The sequence below is a fragment of the Synechococcus sp. N5 genome, from assembly GCF_900473925.1.
GTDB lineage: Bacteria > Cyanobacteriota > Cyanobacteriia > PCC-6307 > Cyanobiaceae > Parasynechococcus.
On sequence record NZ_UCNI01000008.1, the window covers coordinates 63,355 to 79,652 of the forward strand.

The following is a 16,298-nucleotide window of genomic DNA, read 5'->3' on the forward strand; positions in this document are numbered from 1 at the left end:
CCCGCCCTGCTCGATGCTTCCAACTCCGCATCACCCAAAGGATTGGCGTCTGTCTGCTGTGAGCAGTCCCATCGGGAACGCTGCTTAGTCTTGCCTGCATGCGCAATTCCTTCTTCGATCAGAGCCTCGACGCCGGCGCAATCCGTCGGCGCGTGCAGGAGCTCTCGACCGGCAAGGTGGGGTTCTACAGCGTCGGGCTTTATCCAGCCTCGCTGGCCTACAACTGCGCCATGCAGAACGCCAAAGGGCGTCTGCTGCTGGCCCCTCGGCCCGGCCGGGACCTCCTGGGAGCCTTCCCCCAGGAGACAATTGCATCGATGGACGATGAGCACGTGGAGACCGTGCTCAACATGGGCGGCCACCGCATCGGAGGTGAACTGGTCGCCAACACCTTGAGCGATCTGATCCAGCGCTGCGAGCTTGTGGTGCTCAGCGCCAACAGCAATCACATCGAAGAAGACCTCCAGGAAGCCTGCCGCCTGCGCAAGGAGCTCCATCGGGAGCAGGTGGTGCTGGCCTGCCTGGCGGGATCCTTCAGCCATGACCCGATCAGCAACAGCGCCTATGTGCTGTGCGAACAACAACCCGAGCTCGCCTTCTTCTCCGGCTTCCACCGCCATGGGGCTCTGCGCAACCCCTTCGACAGCTTCACCGCCAACTTCTGCCATCCCAATGCCCTGACGGCCATGTTGGGGGCCCAACTGATGGATCAACTGTCCCCAAACATCCAGGTCTCCGCCGGTGTTCACAACGTGGAGGGGCAGTTCATCAAGGCCGCCAAAAACATGGCCTCGGTGTTCGCCGGCTTCGGCTACAGCTTCCATCAAGACAACCCCGGGGTGTTGCCAACGCTGCTGACCCTGCTGCTGAACCAGTGCCTGGACCAGGCGGCCACCGTGTCGATGGCACGCCCCGACCGTCAACGGCTGTACCACCGGCAGCCCTTTCCGCTCACGGAACTGGGCTACGCCGTCCCCAGGATCGAATCCACTCTGGTGCGCGATGGCGACTTTGAGCGGGTGCGGGACCACACCTTCAGCCAACTCACGGCAATGGTGGCCGATGTGCGCGGCAGCATGATGCTGCCGGTCTCCGGTAGCCCCACCCGCAACTTCCAGGCCGGGCAAGTGATGGCCGAGGCGATGCGCGATCAAGGCCGCTGCCCCCATTCCATGGAGGAATTGGAGCAGTGGTGTGAAGCCGCAGGCCTGCGCAAAGGTGGGCTTGAGGGGCTCAAATCCCTGCGGTACTGGCCTCAGATCGCCCGCAAGTACGCCATCCCAGCCAACGACGCCTCGATGGTGAATCTGCTGTACATGGCGATTTACGGGCGGGCAGGCGTGAAGGAGACCGCCTACCGGGTGATGACGGAAAGCCGTGAACTCTCGAGTTACTGCCAGGAATCCGTGCGGCCCAGCCACAGCCGTCGCTACGCCGAGGCACTTCAGAACCTCGATGTTCCCAAAGCCCTCGAGCTGGTGGTGAATGCCGTGATTGCCGACAACGCCAATCAGGCAATGGGCAGCAAAATGGCTCTGGACGAGAACGGTGAGACCGGGGCACCGGCCTACCTGGAGCTCATGGATGTGATCGAAAGCCAGCTCGATGCCTGAGTCGGCTGTGGTTCTGCACACCTGAACGCGGCAAGGCACCGGAAGAACGGCAAGGTGCTATGTGAGACCCATGCGACCGTTCATGACCGAGGCCCTGGAAGCCATCGCCGATCGCTTCCATCCTCGCGAGGGGATCAAAGCCATCCGTTCCCTTGGTTCGGGCAACGTCAACGAAACGTTCCTTGTGACCCACGAGGGACAGGACGGCGCCTTCGTCATGCAACGCCTGAACACAAACGTGTTCGATCGGCCTGACCTGGTGATGCAGAACCTGCAGACCCTGGGCGACCACATGGAACGTCGTCTCGCCTCTCCACCCCCACAATTGAAGGGGCGGCGCTGGGAAGTGCCCAGGGTGGTTCCCTGTCGGCGAGAGGCCTCCCCCTGGATCGAACAGAACGGAGAGTTCTGGCGCTCGATCACATACATCGGCGCAGCAAACACCAGCGATGTCATCCGGGACAGTGCCCATGCCCAGGAAGTGGGCTACGGGCTGGGAATGTTCCACCACCTGATTAGCGATTTGCCCATCAATCAACTGGCGGACACCCTCGAAAATTTTCACGTCACGCCGGCCTACCTCCAACACTTCGATGCGGTCGCCAAAGCCACAGACCGCCTTGGGCCTGCCGAACGTGACGCCTGCGCATTCATCGAGGCACGTCGTCAGGGCGTCGATGTGCTGGAAGCAGCGCTCAGCCGCGGTGAACTCCATCACCGCCCCATCCATGGGGACCCCAAGATCAACAACGTGATGATCGATGAGGCCAGCGGCCAGGCGATCGGTCTGATCGATCTGGACACCGTCAAACCGGGGCTTGTTCACTACGACATCGGCGACTGTGTGCGCTCCTGCTGCAATCCAGCCGGAGAGGAAACCCTCTGCCTCGACGATGTGAACTTCGACATGGAGCTCTGTGAGGCGATCCTCACGGGCTATCTCTCCGTTGCTGGTGGGTTCCTGAGTGACTGGGACCTGCACTATCTGCCCCACTGCATCCGCCTGATCCCCCTGGAGCTTGGCCTGCGCTTTCTCACGGATCACTTGGAGGGCGATGTGTATTTCCGCTGCGATCGACCTGGGCACAACCTGCAACGGGCCCTGGTGCAGTTCCAACTCACCGAAGCGGTGGAGCAACAGTTCAACGCCCTGGAGCAACTGGTTGTGCGGCTGAAACAGCAGCCAAGCCCAAGCCTCTGAGATGGCGCGTTCTGCCGTGATGCTGCGTCAGGCCTGCCGCCTGATTCCCTTTGAACGGTCCATTCCAGCGGGGGTCCAGATCAGCGCGGAACTGGTGTGGAGGCGCGAGGGTTGGGTGGAACTCAGCTACGGGGTTCTGGCCCGCGCGGCCAAGGGCATTGGCGTCCTGAAGCTGCCGGAGGAACTAAACGACGGGCCCCAACAGGGGCAGCGGAAAGATGAGCTCTGGACCACCACCTGCTTCGAAGCATTCATCGCTGCCCCCGGAGAGCAGCGTTATTGGGAAGTGAATCTGGCTACCAATGGCGATTGGGCGCTCTATCGCTTCGATGGCTACCGCAGTGGACAAACGCAACAGGAGCTGAGCACACCCCCAACGGTGCGGCTGCAACGCGGGTTGCACCAACTGCGGCTCGATGCCCGTATTGCATTGGAGCCCTGGTGGAGACCAGACGTCTGCCCAGACCTGGCATTGACGGCCGTGATCGACCGTGGACAGGAGGGGCTGAGCCATTGGGCCCTCCGCCACGGCTCCAAGGCCGACTTTCACGACCGCAGCACCTTTCTTGCCGCCTGAACCGCACCGGTAGGGTCGACAAAGCGCCCCTGCCCCACCATGCGCAGCCGCAATGTGCTTGTTGTCTCGGCCATCACGGCAAGCCTGCTGACAGGGCTCTGGCTGAGACCAAAACAGCCGCAGGCCGCAGCCGAAGCCATTGTTTCCAAGCAAGCTGCTTCCAAGCAGGCTGTCAGCAAGCCAGGGGTGACTGAGCCAGGGGTGAAATCACCTGTGCTGCTTCCTGCCCAGGCCAGCCAACCGAAAACTAAGGATGGCCGGCAGTACCCCCTCGTGCCAGCTGAGCCAGCCGAGCTGGCAACACTGCTGGCGGCCGTTGAACAGGCGCTGAGGGATCCCGCCACAGCGGCCGAGGCCCTGCCCAATCTCGGCCACCAACAACAGGTGATCTACCGGGTCTTGTCGACGGACCAACCGAGATCTCAGCAGGTCGTTGACGCGTTACCCCCGCGCTGGCGCAGCGTGGCCGAACGCCACCTGGCAGCACGGCGTGAATTCGTTCGCATGAGCCGCGGCCGTGTACCGACGATGCTCCCCGCCTGGCGGATCATCCAGCCCGAACCAGCGGCAAATCTGCTCAGCTACTACCGCAAGGCCGAGGCAGCGACAGGGATCGAATGGGAGGTTCTGGCGGCCGTGAACCTCGTGGAAACCGGCATGGGACGCATCGATGGCATCTCCGTGGCCAATGCCCAGGGCCCGATGCAGTTCCTGCCCACCACCTGGGCCGAGCCCGGCATTGGCGCCGGGAACATCCGCGACCCCCACGACGCCATCCAGGCAGCAGCGCGTTACCTGGTGAGGCGCGGCGGACTGCAGGACATTCGCCGCGGCCTCTGGGGCTACAACAACAGCGATTACTACGGCCGCGCCGTGCTGCTCTACGCCTCACTGATGAAGGAGGACCCCGCGGCCTACACCGGCCTGTATCACTGGGAGATCCACTTCAATGCAGCGGCCGGTGATCTCTGGCTGCCGGTGGGTTACAACCAACCGCAGCGCATCACGGTTGAGCAGCATCTGCAGGCCAACCCCGCCAGCAGATCACCAAACGGGTGAGCATCGACACCTACGCTGAGACCTGGCGTGATCCAGGAAGCGGGTGTCCAAGGAAACCTCCCATCGCGGTGATGAACTGAAGGGTCTCGGCTGGGCCGAGGCAGATGTGGCTCGCTACGTCGAGCTGTGGGAATACCGGCAGCGCTGGGGGGCGATGAATTTGGAGCGGGAGGATCGCCTGTTCCTGCGCAAAGCCGAAAAAGCTCTGCCGGCGATTGTGACCGGACGGGCCGCCGCCAAGAAATCAATCAAAGACAAGACCTACTACCGCTGGCTGCGCTTCCATCTCGATGCGATGACCGAAGCCGAGGCGGGGATGGGCCTTGGCGACGGTGAACGCGGAGCATGGCCGGTGCTGCTGGAGGCTGAACTCCGTTTGCTCGACCATTACGAGCCCGTGCTCGGCTTGCCCGACACGTTGAAGGCCAAAGCCCTCAGCCCTGTGCGTGAAAAGCTCACGGCCCAAGTGGCTGCTCTCGGCAACACCAAGGCCTACGACTTCCAGGCGCCCCTGATTGCGCTGAAAGCAGAAGACAGCAGCAACCGCTGGAAGCATCTGCGCGAGGTGGATGCGAGTGATCGCACCTATCCCCTGCTCAGCGCCGATGGCGTGGCTGGATTCCGCAGCGAAGCGCACCGCGACATTCAAGAGGTAATCCGCAACACATTCCCTTCTTTGGCGGAAACCGACAAACCCGAGCTCTCTGACGACTAGAACTGGTGCAGTGGCCCCGCCGAAGACCATGTCTCACCGCTTCGAGACCCTGCAGCTGCACGCCGGACAGTCCCCGGATAGTGCAACCAACGCGCGGGCAGTTCCCATCTATCAGACCAGCTCCTACGTATTCAATGACGCCGAACACGGAGCCAACCTCTTCGGTCTGAAGGAGTTCGGGAACATCTACACCCGCCTGATGAATCCCACCACCGACGTGTTTGAAAAACGCGTCGCCGCCCTTGAAGGCGGGGTGGCCGCACTGGCGACAGCCTCAGGCCAGTCGGCTCAGTTCCTGGCGATCACCAATTGCATGCAGGCGGGAGACAACTTTGTTTCAACGTCTTATCTGTACGGCGGCACCTACAACCAGTTCAAGGTGCAGTTCCCTCGCTTGGGAATCGACGTGCGCTTTGCCGAAGGCGACGACGTCGCGAGCTTTGCAGCGCAAATCGACGACAACACCAAGGCGCTCTACGTGGAAGCGATGGGAAATCCCCGCTTCAACATCCCCGACTTTGAGGGTCTTTCAGCGCTTGCCAAAGAGAAAGGCATCCCCTTAATCGTCGACAACACCCTGGGAGCCTGTGGAGCTCTGCTGCGACCAATTGACCACGGCGCTGATGTGGTTGTTGAAAGTGCGACCAAGTGGATCGGGGGCCACGGCACCAGCCTGGGGGGCGTGATCGTGGACGCCGGCACCTTCAACTGGGGCAACGGCAAGTTCCCGTTGATGAGCCAGCCCAGCGCGGCTTATCACGGCTTGGTGCACTGGGATGCCTTTGGCTTCGGCAGTGACGTCTGCAAAATGCTGGGCTTGCCCGATGACCGCAACATCGCCTTCGCCCTGCGGGCCCGGGTGGAGGGCCTGCGGGATTGGGGGCCGGCCGTCAGTCCGTTCAACAGCTTCCTGCTGCTGCAGGGCCTAGAAACCCTGAGCCTGCGCGTTGAGCGCCACACCGAAAACGCCATGGCGCTGGCCACCTGGCTGCGGGACCATCCCGCCATCGCCCATGTGAGCTATCCCGGTCTAGCCAGTGATCCTTACAACGCTGCCGCGCAGAAATACCTGACAGGCCGTGGCATGGGATGCATGCTGATGTTCTCCCTCAAAGGTGGCTACGACGATGCGGTTCGCTTCATCGACAGCCTCAAGCTGGCCAGCCACCTCGCCAACGTGGGCGATGCCAAAACGCTGGTGATTCACCCCGCGTCCACGACACACCAACAACTCAGTGAGGCGGAACAAGCTTCGGCTGGCGTGACCCCCACGATGGTGCGGGTCTCCGTGGGACTCGAGCACATCGACGACATCAAGGCCGACTTCGAACAGGCCCTCGCCGTTCTCAGCTGAATGACGTCCCAGCTTCCATGGCGCTGATCCTTCCTGGCAGTTACCACAAAATCGCGGAGGTTGAACGCAACCGGATTTCCTGGATTGAGCCCGAACAGGCTGAACGCCAGGACATCCGGCCCCTGCGGATCGGCATCTTGAACATCATGCCGCTGGGCAAGCAGTACGAGTTCAACCTGCTGCATCCGCTGGGCCTATCGGTTCTGCAGATCGAACCGATATGGATTCGCCTCAACTCCCACGCCTACAAGAGCTGGGATCAGAACCATCTCGACCACCTCTATGTGAGCTGGGATGAAGCCTTGTCCCAGGGTCCTCTGGATGGCTTGATAATCACCGGTGCCCCCGTGGAACACCTGCCCTTTGAACAGGTCAGTTACTGGAACGAACTGGTCCAGTTGATTGAGGAAGCGCGCAGCACCTGTGCCAGCACCCTCGGACTGTGCTGGGCCGGTTTCGCCCTCGCCTACCTTGCGGGCGTCGACAAGGTGGCCTTCCAGCAGAAGCTTTTCGGGATCTACCCGATGCGCAGCCTTGTCCCGGGGCATCCATTGATGGGAACCCAGGACGACCATTTCGTCTGCCCCCAAAGCCGACATGCCGGGCTGCCGGATGCCGCGATGGAAGCCGCCGAACGGGACGGACGTCTTCGCTTGCTCGCCCATGGCGAACAGGTGGGCTACACCATTTTCGAGACACCGGATCAGCGGCAGCTGATGCACCTCGGCCACCCCGAGTACAACGTGGGGCGGATCCTCGGAGAAATGGAACGCGACCGAGCCCGCGGAGATGTTCCGCCGCCCGAAAATTTCGATGCGGCCCAACCCCAGACCCTCTGGCGCTCCCACCGGAACCTTCTGTTCCAGCAGTGGCTCTGGTTCTGCTATCAGCGGGTCAGCCTCAAAGCCTGATCAGGCTTGGTTCCAGCAACACCCCCTTAGCTGTGTCGTTTCGGAGTGGGTTCCAGATTGGCCGAAAGCTCCTGAGCGACGGCCTCTGGACGCTCAGCGGATTTGCGATTGAGTTCCCGCTCCAGCGAGGCGATGCGTCTCTCGCGAAGGCAATGACGGCATCCACCCAGGGTTTGCAGATGCTTTTCCGGTGTGATCGTGATCGGCTGAACCGGATGTGCGTTGCAACGGATTTGAACAGGACTCTTGTAACTGCGCCAACGGATCAAGCTGTAATCGAATTGATCACCGAAGCGCTGCACGGCGCGCTTGAGAAATTCGTCTTGGGTGATTCGGGCTCCCATGCCACCGAATGTATGGGACAGTCTCGGGATCGAACCGACCTCGTCATCCGACGTCACGAATGACCATCCATCCAGCTGCAGCTGAAACGGACTGGTCCCTGCATGAGGGTTGGCTGAAGCCAGAGCTTGCCAGGCACTGGCAAGCACAGCTTGAACACCAGCTCCAGTGGGAGCAGCCCGTGGTTCAGGTCTATGGGAAGCGCCACCCGGTGCCCCGACTAACGGTGTTTCTTGCCAATGAAGGAATTCACTACCGCTACAGCGGTGCCATTCACACCGGTGATGGCTGGCCTGCATGGTTCAAGCCATTGCTGCACCAGGTGAATGAAGCCTGTGAGACCAACTTCAACGGATGCCTGCTCAATTGGTATCGCCATGGCGATGACCGCATGGGTTGGCACGCCGATGACGAACCGGAAATTGATCAGCGGGCTCCGATTGCCTCCCTTTCACTCGGGGCAACGCGGGATTTTCAGCTCCGCCACCGCACAACTGCTCACCTGAAAATGTCTCTGCCGTTGGCCGATGGTGACCTTCTGGTGATGCACCCGGGCTGTCAGAGCCGATGGATGCACAGTGTTCCTCAGCGGCGCAAAGTGCAGAGCGCCCGGATCAACCTCACCTTTCGCCGTTTTCAGAACTGAGATCGCAACAGCACACCCCATGCAGGCGCTGTGATTAAGGCCAGCAAGGTGCTCCAAAACACCAGCCCTGCGGCCCGCTCCTGATCAGTACCCACTGATTCTGCGATGAGCAAAAGAGAGATTGCCGTCGGCGCGGCTCCTTGGAGAGCAACCGCCTGAACCATCAAAGACTTGAACTGCAGCAGAGACGCCAGAAGCCAAAGCAGCAACGGGTAGAGCAGCAGCTTGGCCACCAGTGGCTTCAGCAGCTGCAGAGGACGTGCCTCCGGCGCAATGCCCTGGCGATGAATGCTGCCCAGGCGCATGCCCACCACCATCAGAGCCAGCACAATCACGCAGCGTGAAGGCCACCACAGCGCATCGGACACCGATGCAGACCATGGGGTCACCTGAACCAGCAAAGCGCCGATGAGCCCGCGGGTTGCCGGACTCCCAGCAACGCTGCTCAGCAACCCTCGCAACCGCTGAGATCCATCGACCTGCCCCCCAATCAGCAGCGGTCCCAGGCTCCAGACCAGCAGAGTCGCCCCGAGGTCGTAGCCAATGCTGATGGGCAGAGCCTCATCGGGAAGGAAAGCCAGGGCGAGAGGAACCCCGAAATAGGCCGTGTTTCCGGTGCAGCTGCCAAGCCGCAGCGTGGGAGACGCCAGCTCAGCCAATCCCGGCAGACGCGCGGCACCCACAAGAACAAGACCCATGGCAAACACCGCAAGGCCTGCGGCCTGCAACATGTCGCCGCTGAGGCCACCCTTCAACAGCAGGCCCATCACACTGATCGGCACACCGAACCTCACCAGCGGTGCGGCCAAGCGAGTGGACAGGGTTTCATGGCGACGACCAGCCCAGAACCCAATCACAAGGGAGGGCACAAGCTCCAGCAAGAACCGAAGAATGGACACCTCCATCAGATCAATCGACCCTAGAAAGCGGTGGTGACTGATGCCTCAGCCCCAGGCTTAATCTGACTTTTGAATGGCCGCGTGGATTCAGCTGATGCAACCAGCTTCACGCCATCGCATCGTGCGCAGTGATCAATCAGAGGATCAGCTGACAAGGCTGCGCTTTGACAGCTACAACGCTGCCTACGATGAACTCGAGCGTTACTACGGGGATTTTTGCTGCTCTGATGATGATCGTGTCGAGTACACGATCGTTTCTGAACCCTCAGACAGTACTGAGGTTTAAACCACTGAGGACGCCTCAACATCAGCCCGCAAGCTTCATCGCAGGAGAGCAGTCTCAAAAGCCAGACCACAGAGACGCATCCCTAGATACCAACCTTTCAAAGCACTGAGCCTTGGCAATATCGGCTCGATTGATTGACATCCAGCCAGCCAACCAGTTATGAACTATGTATCCATTGAGACGCATTTAAAATGCTGACCGGTTCCGAGCTGCTTGCCAAGGTCAAAGAACTTGGAGATGTTTCTAAATCCGATTTGGTGAGAGCTTGCGGATACGTCTCTGACAAGAAAGATGGTGGCGATCGCCTGAATTTCACAGCGTTCTATGAGGCCCTGCTCGAGGCCAAGGGCGTGAATCTGAGCAGCGGTGGTGCTGCGATTGGCAAAGGTGGTCGCAAACTGAGCTACATCGCCAAAGTTCAGGGCAATGGCAATCTGCTGATCGGCAAGGCTTACACCGCCATGTTGAACCTCGAACCCGGCGACGAGTTCGAAATCAAGCTCGGCAAGAAAGCCATTCGTCTGATCCCTACGGGTGCAGCTGCGGAGCACAGCGAAGCTGCCGACCAGGTTGACGAGTGATCAACTGATCCATCACCCCAAGCTGAATTCCTTACAGCCCCTCCCCTACCCGGAGGGGCTTTTTTTTGCGCAACGAAGCAACCGAGGCCCTGAGGCAACCACACTGGGACTGGCATCACAATTGTTGCTCGGTAATGTGAGCCGGATTGGCGCGACAGAGTTGAAATCCTTCAAGGCAACCGTCGCTTCGTTCCTGAGCAATACGTTTCTGTTGGGGGGCTCAGTCGCCCTGTCCATCCATGTCGTGCTGACCTTCTTTCGGATGCACGGACTGGCGCTGACCCTTGCTTTTGTGGCGTTTTGGCTTATCTGCGTGACGGCCTACTTCCGTTGGCAGGGCAAGCAGTCGATGCTTCGGACGGTCAGCAAAAATTCAACGCAGGACAAGCACAGCCGAAAGCCCACTGAGGCTTGGAGAGAACGACAATCGGCCTGAAGCACGTCACACGGTTGGGCAAACCGTTCAGTGCTGCATCTGATTGAGAAACCTGCGGCTGCGTTCCTCCCTGGCATTGCTGAAAAAGGTCTCTGGATCAGAGGTCTCCACCACCTGGCCCCGATCCATGAACATCACCCGATCCGCCACCTCACGGGCAAAGCCCAGTTCGTGGGTGACCACCACCATTGTCATGCCGCCTTTCGCCAGCTGGCGCATCGCATCCAACACCTCCTTCACCCGCTCCGGATCCAAGGCACTGGTGGGCTCATCGAACAGCATCACCTCAGGATCCAGGGCCAGAGCCCGGGCGATCGCCACCCGCTGCTGCTGACCACCGCTGAGCTGCGCCGGGTACTTGTGGGCCTGCTCGCGAATGCCCATCTGGTCAAGGAGATCCATTGCCCGCTGCTCGGCAGCCGCCTTGGCACGCTGTTGCACCTTGATCGGGGCAAGGGTGATGTTGTCGAGGATGGAAAGGTGAGGGAAGAGGTTGAACTGCTGAAACACCATCCCCACGCGCTTGCGGATCTCCCGCACCTGACGTTCTGCATGGGTGGCGTCCAAGCGAACCCCAAGCACATCCAAGGCACCGCCATCCAGCGACTCCAGAGCATTGAACGTACGGATCAGCGTGCTCTTGCCGGAGCCGGAAGGCCCCATCACCACCAGCACTTCGCCGCTGTTCACCTCAAGGGTGACGCCATCGAGAGCTCGAACCCCTTGGGAATAGCTCTTGACCAGATCAGTGGCACGAATGGCGACAGTCATGAAGCGGAGCGGGCAGGGTCAAGCTGAACTTCCAGGTGGCGGGCCAGCAGCGCCATGGCGGTACACGCCAGCCAGTAAACCGCAGCAAGCCAGAGGTAGACCTCCAAATAGCGGCCGATGAAAGCAGGATTCGCCAACAGGCTGCGGCTGATGCCCAGCAATTCCACCAAACCGAGAATGGCCATCAGGCTTGTGTTTTGCAGCAGACCCACCGCCTGGTTGGTAAGCGATGGAAGTGCAACCCGCAGAGCCTGAGGCAGCACCACCAGTTGCAGCACTTGGCGTGGCGACAGCCCCAGCACGGCTGCGGCTTCCCGCTGGGTGGACGGAATCGCCTGCAGACCACCACGCACATCCTCTGCGATGTAGGCCGCTGCAAACAAGGCGAAGGCCACAACCGCCCGCAGAACCCGATTGATCTCAAACCCTGGGGGCAGGAACAACGGGATCAGCAGTTGTCCAAAGAACAGAACCGCAATCAAGGGCACAGCCCGCATTAACTCGATGTAGGCGGCGCTGCTCCAACGCAACACCGGCAGCTCACTGCGCCGGCCGAGGGCCAGGAGGATCCCCAACGGAAGCGCCAAAGCACCACTGCCTCCCGTGAGCAGCAGCGTGAGCGTCAGACCACCCCAACTGCGTGTCCCCACCGGCAGCAGACCCAAACCTCCGGCCAACAGCCAGAGCCCCAGCGGTGCCATCGCGATCCAAACCAACGGCAACCAACGGCGAACCCAGCCACGCCTCGGACCAGTGAGGGTCAGCAGCGTCAGCGTGATCAGTGCTGCCATCCACAGCAACGGACGCCAGCGTTGATCCGCAGGGAAACTGCCCACCGCATACAGCGGGAGATTGGTGGTCACCACAGACCAGTCGGCTGCCACCAGCAGCCAATACAGCATGGACCAGCCAGCCCATCCGAGCAGAGCCAGCAGCAGCAGGGTGATCGCGCGATCCAACCAACGGTTCATCAGCGGCTCCTGTTCAGACGACCCAGCACGGCACGGTTGAAGGCAGCCATGCCGCCGCTGATCAACAGATTCAGTAGCAGAAAGCTGAGCAACAGCAGCAGGAAGCCCTCAATGGCGCGGCCGGTTTGGGTGATGGTGGTGTCACTGACGGCGTAAAGATCGGCGTAGCCCACGGCAATGGCCAGGGTGCTGTTCTTGGCGAGATTGAGGTACTGGCTCGTGAGCGCAGGAAGAATCGCCGGAAGGGCCTGAGGCAACACAATCCGACGCAGCCCAAGCCCTTCTCCAAGCCCAAGGCTGCGGAAGGCCTCCCACTGGCCCCGCGGCACCGCATTGATGCCACCGCGCACGATCTCGGCAATCGATGCACCCGTGAACACCGTGAGCCCCACAAGAACCGCACAAAATTCAACGCTGAGGTTCAGGCCCAACAGCTGAATGCCCTGATTCGAAAGCCGGATCAACCCACCGATCGGCACCGAGGGAAGGCCAAGGAAGGCAACGAAATACCAGAACAGCAACTGCAGTAGCAGAGGAATCTGACGAATCAAGGCCACGTAGCTTCCGGCCAGGCTGCGCAGCAGACGGTTGTTGCTACCGCGGGCTGCACCGGCAGCCACACCCAGGCCGGTGGCCAAGACCAGGCCAGCCGCGATCACCTTGAGGCTGTTCAGCCAACCAATGGTCAGGGCCCAGAGGTAGCTATCAGATGGGGCATAGGGGAGAGCTGTTTCCGCCAGAGCAAAACCAGCGGGTCGGCCAAGCCAGCCAAAACCCAGTCCCAAGCCCGTTCGAATCAGGTTGACCGCCAGATTGTTGACCAGCAGAGCAACAAGGCCCAGCAGTACGGCGGCGACAGCAACCTGAACCAGGAGACGACGCTGCCGCATCAGGTGAACGGTGGGGAAATCATCAAACCACCTTCTCCGGACAGCCGGTTCGCCCCCCGGGGAATCGCCACGGCACTGTCGGGTCCGAGATGGCGGTTGTAGATCTCGCCGTAATTGCCGGTGGCACGGATCACCTGAACGACAAAGTCATCGGCGAGTCCGAGTTTGCGACCCAGACCTGGGTCCACCCCCAGGAAACGCCGCAGAGCGGTCTGGGAGGGGTCAGCTGCGGCTTGCTTCACCACCGCATCAACATTGGCTTGGCTGATACCCCGTTCCTCGGCTTCGATCAGAGCGTTGATCACCCAGGTCATGGCATCACCCATGGGCTGATCCCCACCCACCACAGCTGGAGCCAGAGGCTCCTTGCTGATCCGGTCGTCGAGGATCTGATGCGCCTGGGGATCACTGAACCCTGAGCGTGCCGCCGCCAGTTGCGAGCGATCAGACGTCATGGCTGCGCAGCGCCCCTGGAGGTAGCCACCCACCACTTGATTGAGATCTTGATATTTGATCGGTGTGTAGGGAAGCCCCTCGGAGGCGAAGGCGTCGTTGAGGTTTTGCTCGGTTGTGGTGCCCGATCCCACGCAAATGGACTTGCCGCTCAAGTCAGCCAGCGAACGCACTCCGCTGGCGGCATTCACCATCAAGCCCTGTCCGTCATGGAACACCACAGGTCCAAAGCGCAGCCCATTGCCCCCCACGGCATCGCGGCTGAGGGTGTGGGTGGTGTTGCGAGACAACAGATCGATCTCGCCCGATCGCAAGGCCGTGAACCGCTCGGGCGCGGTTAAAGGCCGGTATTGAACCTTCTCGGCATCACGAACGAAAGCGGCAGCCATGGCACGGCAGATGTCGACATCCAGGCCGGTGTAACGACCATCAGGACTGAGAAAACTGAAGCCTGGAATCTTGCCGCTCACCCCACAAAGCAACTCACCACGCGCTTTGACCAGATCCAGACGCGAGCCAGCTGCACTATCCAGTGACGCGCAGGACGCCAGGAACGAGGACAACCCGGCCAACGCAACGATCAGAACACGTGAACTTGATCGGAACATCAGCGTTGGTACGGATCGGGTGGGATTGTCCCAGATCCCCAGCACATCCCCCACATCCGACCTACGTTCATGGCAATCAGCCTGGCTGCAATAAAGGTCTGGGCCTGCCTTGTGGCCGGACTGATCGCTGGAAGCACGACTCCCTGTGCTGTCGCGGGGGACGAGCACGACCGTGGGACCTACAACAACAAGATGGCGCTGTTGGGCTTCCTTCTAGAGAGTGCTCAGCAACGGGCCGGACGTGATGTTCAAACCCTTTGCCTGTTGATGAGCATCAGCAACGACGTCACCGAGCAGTACGTGGAAACCAACCCTGAGGACGTGCAGATCAAGCAGCGGCTCATGGCGATGCACCAAGACCTCAGGGCATGTCTTGCCAACCAAGCCGATGCTCATGCATGGGCTGATTCCTGACCACCGATCCGCTCGAACAGATCAAGGCTTTCCTCGTTCAGGCCAATCACGCTGACAACAGATCCACCGCTGCGGTATTTGCGGATGACCTGATCCAGAGCAGCCACGCCGCTCTGGTCCCAGATGTGGGCTTGGGAGAGGTCAACCGTGATGCGCTCGGGATGGTCGTGAAGATCAAATCCCTGGAGGAAGTACACCTTGCTCACAAAAAACAGCTGCCCCTGCACCCGGTACAACCGCTCCTGATCGCTGATCTCGACGGCCTCCACCTGAATCACCTTGGCCACCTTGCGGCTGAACAGAATTCCTGCCAACGCCACGCCTGCCAACACGCCAAGGGCGAGGTTGTGCGGGGTGGTGAGCATGGTGACGGCAAAGGTCATCAGCATCACCGAGGTGTCGCTCTTGGGGATGCGACGCAGGTTGCGCAGACCGTTGATGTCAGCAGTGCTGACAGCGATGCTGATCATCACGGCCACAAGAGCCGCCATCGGAATTTGCTTGAGCCAGGGCCCAGCCAGCAGGATCATCGCCAGCAGGCTCACCCCCGAAAACAGGGTGGAAAGTCGCGTGCGGCCGCCGTTGTCCACATTCATCACGGACTGACCCACCAGGGCACAACCGGCCATGCCACCGAACAGGGAGGAAACGATGTTGGCGATGCCCTGGCCCCGGGCCTCAACATTTTTGTTGGTTGTAGTGTCGGTCTTGTCGTCGAGGATGTCCTGGGTCAGGAAGGTTTCCATCAGACCCACCAAAGAGATGGCCAAGGCGGTGGGAAGCACCAAGCCAAGGGTGTCCAGACTGAAGGGAACACCACCTTCACCAAAGGGAAGGCTGAAGGAGGGCAGACCTGCAGGAAGGGTGCCGAGGCTGCTGACCGTGGGGATGTCGAAGCTGAATCCCACGCTGATCGCGGTCAACACGATGATGGCCACCAGCTGTGAAGGCACCACCCGGGTGATCCGGGGAAGGCCATAGATGATCACCAGGCCCAGCAGGACCAAGCCCCAGACAACGGGGATCTGGCCGCCGTGGGGGAGCAACGACGAGGCCCCATGGTCACCATCTCCAGCGTGAAGGTTGAGACCGAGCTGGGGCAGCTGGGCCTGAAAAATCAGCAAAGCCAACGCATTAACGAAGCCGCTCAGCACCCCTTGGGGAACAAAGCGCATCTGATAGGCAAGACGCAGATACCCCCAGAGGATCTGCAGCAGACCCGTCACCAGCCCCGCCACCATCAGGTACTGGACCCCCAGGCCTGGCCCCCGGGCTTCACCGGTGGCCACAAGGCCTGTCATCAACAGGGCGGTGGAGCCCGTGGCTGAGGTGATCATGGCCATGCGACCACCCACGACGGCGATGGTCAGCGACAGGCAGAAGGCTCCGAACAGGCCCACTTTGGGGTCCACCCCAGCGATCCCAGAGAAGGCAATGGCCTCGGGAATCATCGCGAAAGCCACCACCAGACCCGAGAGCAGATCTTTGCTGGGGTTGGCCAACCACTGATTCATCAGGGTTGGGCTGGATCGTTTGGCCATCAAAGGATGCCGATTAGGGGCGACCGTAAA

General features: G+C 60.8%; 19 protein-coding genes. 12 read left to right on the top strand and 7 right to left on the bottom strand.

Annotation, left to right across the window (positions count from 1 at the left end; translation table 11 throughout):
- The first annotated feature begins 98 nt into the window (after positions 1-98).
- The 7 genes from DXY03_RS09505 (at position 99) to DXY03_RS09535 (ending at position 7,430) form a co-directional block, all read left to right on the top strand.
- Positions 99-1,613 carry a hypothetical protein gene (locus tag DXY03_RS09505; RefSeq protein WP_115010195.1) on the top strand — a complete coding sequence of 505 codons (1,515 nt, stop codon included), beginning with the start codon at positions 99-101 and terminating at the stop codon, positions 1,611-1,613.
- A gap of 70 nt (positions 1,614-1,683) precedes the next feature.
- Positions 1,684-2,814, top strand: a complete 1,131-nt coding sequence (locus DXY03_RS09510) for a phosphotransferase enzyme family protein (RefSeq protein ID WP_170952035.1) — start codon at positions 1,684-1,686, stop codon at positions 2,812-2,814.
- A 1-nt stretch (position 2,815) separates the two neighbouring features.
- Positions 2,816-3,391, top strand: coding sequence for a DOMON-like domain-containing protein (locus tag DXY03_RS09515; RefSeq protein WP_115010196.1), 576 nt, complete (start codon positions 2,816-2,818; stop codon positions 3,389-3,391).
- Between the two features lie 39 nt (positions 3,392-3,430).
- A complete protein-coding gene (locus DXY03_RS09520; RefSeq protein WP_115010197.1) occupies positions 3,431-4,450 on the top strand; it encodes a lytic transglycosylase domain-containing protein in 1,020 nt (339 codons plus the stop codon).
- Between the two features lie 43 nt (positions 4,451-4,493).
- On the top strand, positions 4,494-5,165 hold the full coding sequence (locus DXY03_RS09525) for a hypothetical protein (RefSeq protein ID WP_115010198.1): 672 nt from the start codon (positions 4,494-4,496) through the stop codon (positions 5,163-5,165).
- A gap of 28 nt (positions 5,166-5,193) precedes the next feature.
- Positions 5,194-6,519 carry an O-acetylhomoserine aminocarboxypropyltransferase/cysteine synthase family protein gene (locus tag DXY03_RS09530; protein WP_115010199.1) on the top strand — a complete coding sequence of 442 codons (1,326 nt, stop codon included), beginning with the start codon at positions 5,194-5,196 and terminating at the stop codon, positions 6,517-6,519.
- 17 nt (positions 6,520-6,536) lie between these two features.
- Positions 6,537-7,430: a homoserine O-succinyltransferase gene (locus DXY03_RS09535; RefSeq protein ID WP_115010200.1), complete on the top strand. Its 894-nt coding sequence runs from the start codon at positions 6,537-6,539 to the stop codon at positions 7,428-7,430.
- A 26-nt stretch (positions 7,431-7,456) separates the two neighbouring features.
- Here DXY03_RS09535 and DXY03_RS09540 read toward each other — a convergent pair whose 3' ends face one another.
- Entirely contained in the window at positions 7,457-7,774 is a 318-nt protein-coding gene (locus DXY03_RS09540; protein WP_115010201.1) for a hypothetical protein, read from the bottom strand.
- A gap of 59 nt (positions 7,775-7,833) precedes the next feature.
- Between DXY03_RS09540 and DXY03_RS09545 the strand changes: the two genes are divergently transcribed.
- Entirely contained in the window at positions 7,834-8,418 is a 585-nt protein-coding gene (locus DXY03_RS09545; RefSeq protein WP_115010202.1) for an alpha-ketoglutarate-dependent dioxygenase AlkB, read from the top strand.
- Here the strand turns inward: DXY03_RS09545 and DXY03_RS09550 are convergent.
- Entirely contained in the window at positions 8,409-9,323 is a 915-nt protein-coding gene (locus DXY03_RS09550) for an AEC family transporter (protein WP_115010203.1), read from the bottom strand. The genes DXY03_RS09545 and DXY03_RS09550 overlap by 10 nt on opposite strands.
- 88 nt (positions 9,324-9,411) lie before the next feature.
- On the opposite strand from DXY03_RS09550, the gene DXY03_RS09555 reads away from it, so the two are divergent.
- The 3 genes from DXY03_RS09555 to DXY03_RS09565 all read left to right on the top strand — a co-directional run bounded on the left by DXY03_RS09555 (position 9,412) and on the right by DXY03_RS09565 (position 10,620).
- Positions 9,412-9,603 (top strand): hypothetical protein, encoded by a 192-nt coding sequence (locus DXY03_RS09555; RefSeq protein WP_115010243.1) that lies wholly within the window; start codon positions 9,412-9,414, stop codon positions 9,601-9,603.
- Between the two features lie 191 nt (positions 9,604-9,794).
- Entirely contained in the window at positions 9,795-10,184 is a 390-nt protein-coding gene (locus DXY03_RS09560) for an AbrB family transcriptional regulator (protein ID WP_006849603.1), read from the top strand.
- A complete protein-coding gene (locus DXY03_RS09565; protein ID WP_115010204.1) occupies positions 10,174-10,620 on the top strand; it encodes a hypothetical protein in 447 nt (148 codons plus the stop codon). Before DXY03_RS09560 ends, DXY03_RS09565 begins: the two co-directional genes overlap by 11 nt.
- A gap of 27 nt (positions 10,621-10,647) precedes the next feature.
- Here the strand turns inward: DXY03_RS09565 and DXY03_RS09570 are convergent, their stop codons facing one another.
- The 4 genes from DXY03_RS09570 to DXY03_RS09585 are packed head-to-tail and all read right to left on the bottom strand — an operon-like array spanning position 10,648 to position 14,313.
- Positions 10,648-11,391: an amino acid ABC transporter ATP-binding protein gene (locus tag DXY03_RS09570; RefSeq protein WP_115010205.1), complete on the bottom strand. Its 744-nt coding sequence runs from the start codon at positions 11,389-11,391 to the stop codon at positions 10,648-10,650.
- Positions 11,388-12,362 carry an amino acid ABC transporter permease gene (locus DXY03_RS09575; RefSeq protein ID WP_115010206.1) on the bottom strand — a complete coding sequence of 325 codons (975 nt, stop codon included), beginning with the start codon at positions 12,360-12,362 and terminating at the stop codon, positions 11,388-11,390. Before DXY03_RS09575 ends, DXY03_RS09570 begins: the two co-directional genes overlap by 4 nt.
- Positions 12,362-13,252 carry an ABC transporter permease subunit gene (locus tag DXY03_RS09580; RefSeq protein ID WP_115010207.1) on the bottom strand — a complete coding sequence of 297 codons (891 nt, stop codon included), beginning with the start codon at positions 13,250-13,252 and terminating at the stop codon, positions 12,362-12,364. Before DXY03_RS09580 ends, DXY03_RS09575 begins: the two co-directional genes overlap by 1 nt.
- Positions 13,252-14,313 carry an amino acid ABC transporter substrate-binding protein gene (locus DXY03_RS09585; RefSeq protein ID WP_115010244.1) on the bottom strand — a complete coding sequence of 354 codons (1,062 nt, stop codon included), beginning with the start codon at positions 14,311-14,313 and terminating at the stop codon, positions 13,252-13,254. The genes DXY03_RS09580 and DXY03_RS09585 overlap by 1 nt, the downstream gene beginning before the upstream one ends.
- Positions 14,314-14,382: 69 nt before the next feature.
- On the opposite strand from DXY03_RS09585, the gene DXY03_RS09590 reads away from it, so the two are divergent.
- Positions 14,383-14,727 carry a hypothetical protein gene (locus DXY03_RS09590; protein ID WP_244272401.1) on the top strand — a complete coding sequence of 115 codons (345 nt, stop codon included), beginning with the start codon at positions 14,383-14,385 and terminating at the stop codon, positions 14,725-14,727.
- Here DXY03_RS09590 and DXY03_RS09595 read toward each other — a convergent pair.
- Positions 14,706-16,268, bottom strand: a complete 1,563-nt coding sequence (locus DXY03_RS09595; RefSeq protein WP_115010208.1) for a SulP family inorganic anion transporter — start codon at positions 16,266-16,268, stop codon at positions 14,706-14,708. The two genes, DXY03_RS09590 and DXY03_RS09595, sit on opposite strands and share 22 nt — an antisense overlap.
- Between the last annotated feature and the right edge of the window lie 30 nt (positions 16,269-16,298).

Excerpts from the sequence above, each read along its gene's own strand:
- DXY03_RS09570 (WP_115010205.1), bottom strand. The coding sequence starts at position 11,391 with ATGACTGTCGCCATTCGTGCCACTGATCTGGTCAAGAGCTATTCCCAA.
- DXY03_RS09545 (WP_115010202.1), top strand. The coding sequence starts at position 7,834 with ATGACCATCCATCCAGCTGCAGCTGAAACGGACTGGTCCCTGCATGAG.
- DXY03_RS09535 (WP_115010200.1), top strand. The coding sequence starts at position 6,537 with ATGGCGCTGATCCTTCCTGGCAGTTACCACAAAATCGCGGAGGTTGAA.
- DXY03_RS09590 (WP_244272401.1), top strand. The coding sequence starts at position 14,383 with ATGGCAATCAGCCTGGCTGCAATAAAGGTCTGGGCCTGCCTTGTGGCC.
- DXY03_RS09505 (WP_115010195.1), top strand. The coding sequence starts at position 99 with ATGCGCAATTCCTTCTTCGATCAGAGCCTCGACGCCGGCGCAATCCGT.
- DXY03_RS09580 (WP_115010207.1), bottom strand. The coding sequence starts at position 13,252 with ATGCGGCAGCGTCGTCTCCTGGTTCAGGTTGCTGTCGCCGCCGTACTG.
- DXY03_RS09515 (WP_115010196.1), top strand. The coding sequence starts at position 2,816 with ATGGCGCGTTCTGCCGTGATGCTGCGTCAGGCCTGCCGCCTGATTCCC.
- DXY03_RS09520 (WP_115010197.1), top strand. The coding sequence starts at position 3,431 with ATGCGCAGCCGCAATGTGCTTGTTGTCTCGGCCATCACGGCAAGCCTG.
- DXY03_RS09560 (WP_006849603.1), top strand. The coding sequence starts at position 9,795 with ATGCTGACCGGTTCCGAGCTGCTTGCCAAGGTCAAAGAACTTGGAGAT.
- DXY03_RS09530 (WP_115010199.1), top strand. The coding sequence starts at position 5,194 with ATGTCTCACCGCTTCGAGACCCTGCAGCTGCACGCCGGACAGTCCCCG.
- DXY03_RS09595 (WP_115010208.1), bottom strand. The coding sequence starts at position 16,268 with ATGGCCAAACGATCCAGCCCAACCCTGATGAATCAGTGGTTGGCCAAC.
- DXY03_RS09555 (WP_115010243.1), top strand. The coding sequence starts at position 9,412 with ATGCAACCAGCTTCACGCCATCGCATCGTGCGCAGTGATCAATCAGAG.
- DXY03_RS09550 (WP_115010203.1), bottom strand. The coding sequence starts at position 9,323 with ATGGAGGTGTCCATTCTTCGGTTCTTGCTGGAGCTTGTGCCCTCCCTT.
- DXY03_RS09575 (WP_115010206.1), bottom strand. The coding sequence starts at position 12,362 with ATGAACCGTTGGTTGGATCGCGCGATCACCCTGCTGCTGCTGGCTCTG.
- DXY03_RS09585 (WP_115010244.1), bottom strand. The coding sequence starts at position 14,313 with ATGTTCCGATCAAGTTCACGTGTTCTGATCGTTGCGTTGGCCGGGTTG.
- DXY03_RS09540 (WP_115010201.1), bottom strand. The coding sequence starts at position 7,774 with ATGGGAGCCCGAATCACCCAAGACGAATTTCTCAAGCGCGCCGTGCAG.
- DXY03_RS09510 (WP_170952035.1), top strand. The coding sequence starts at position 1,684 with ATGCGACCGTTCATGACCGAGGCCCTGGAAGCCATCGCCGATCGCTTC.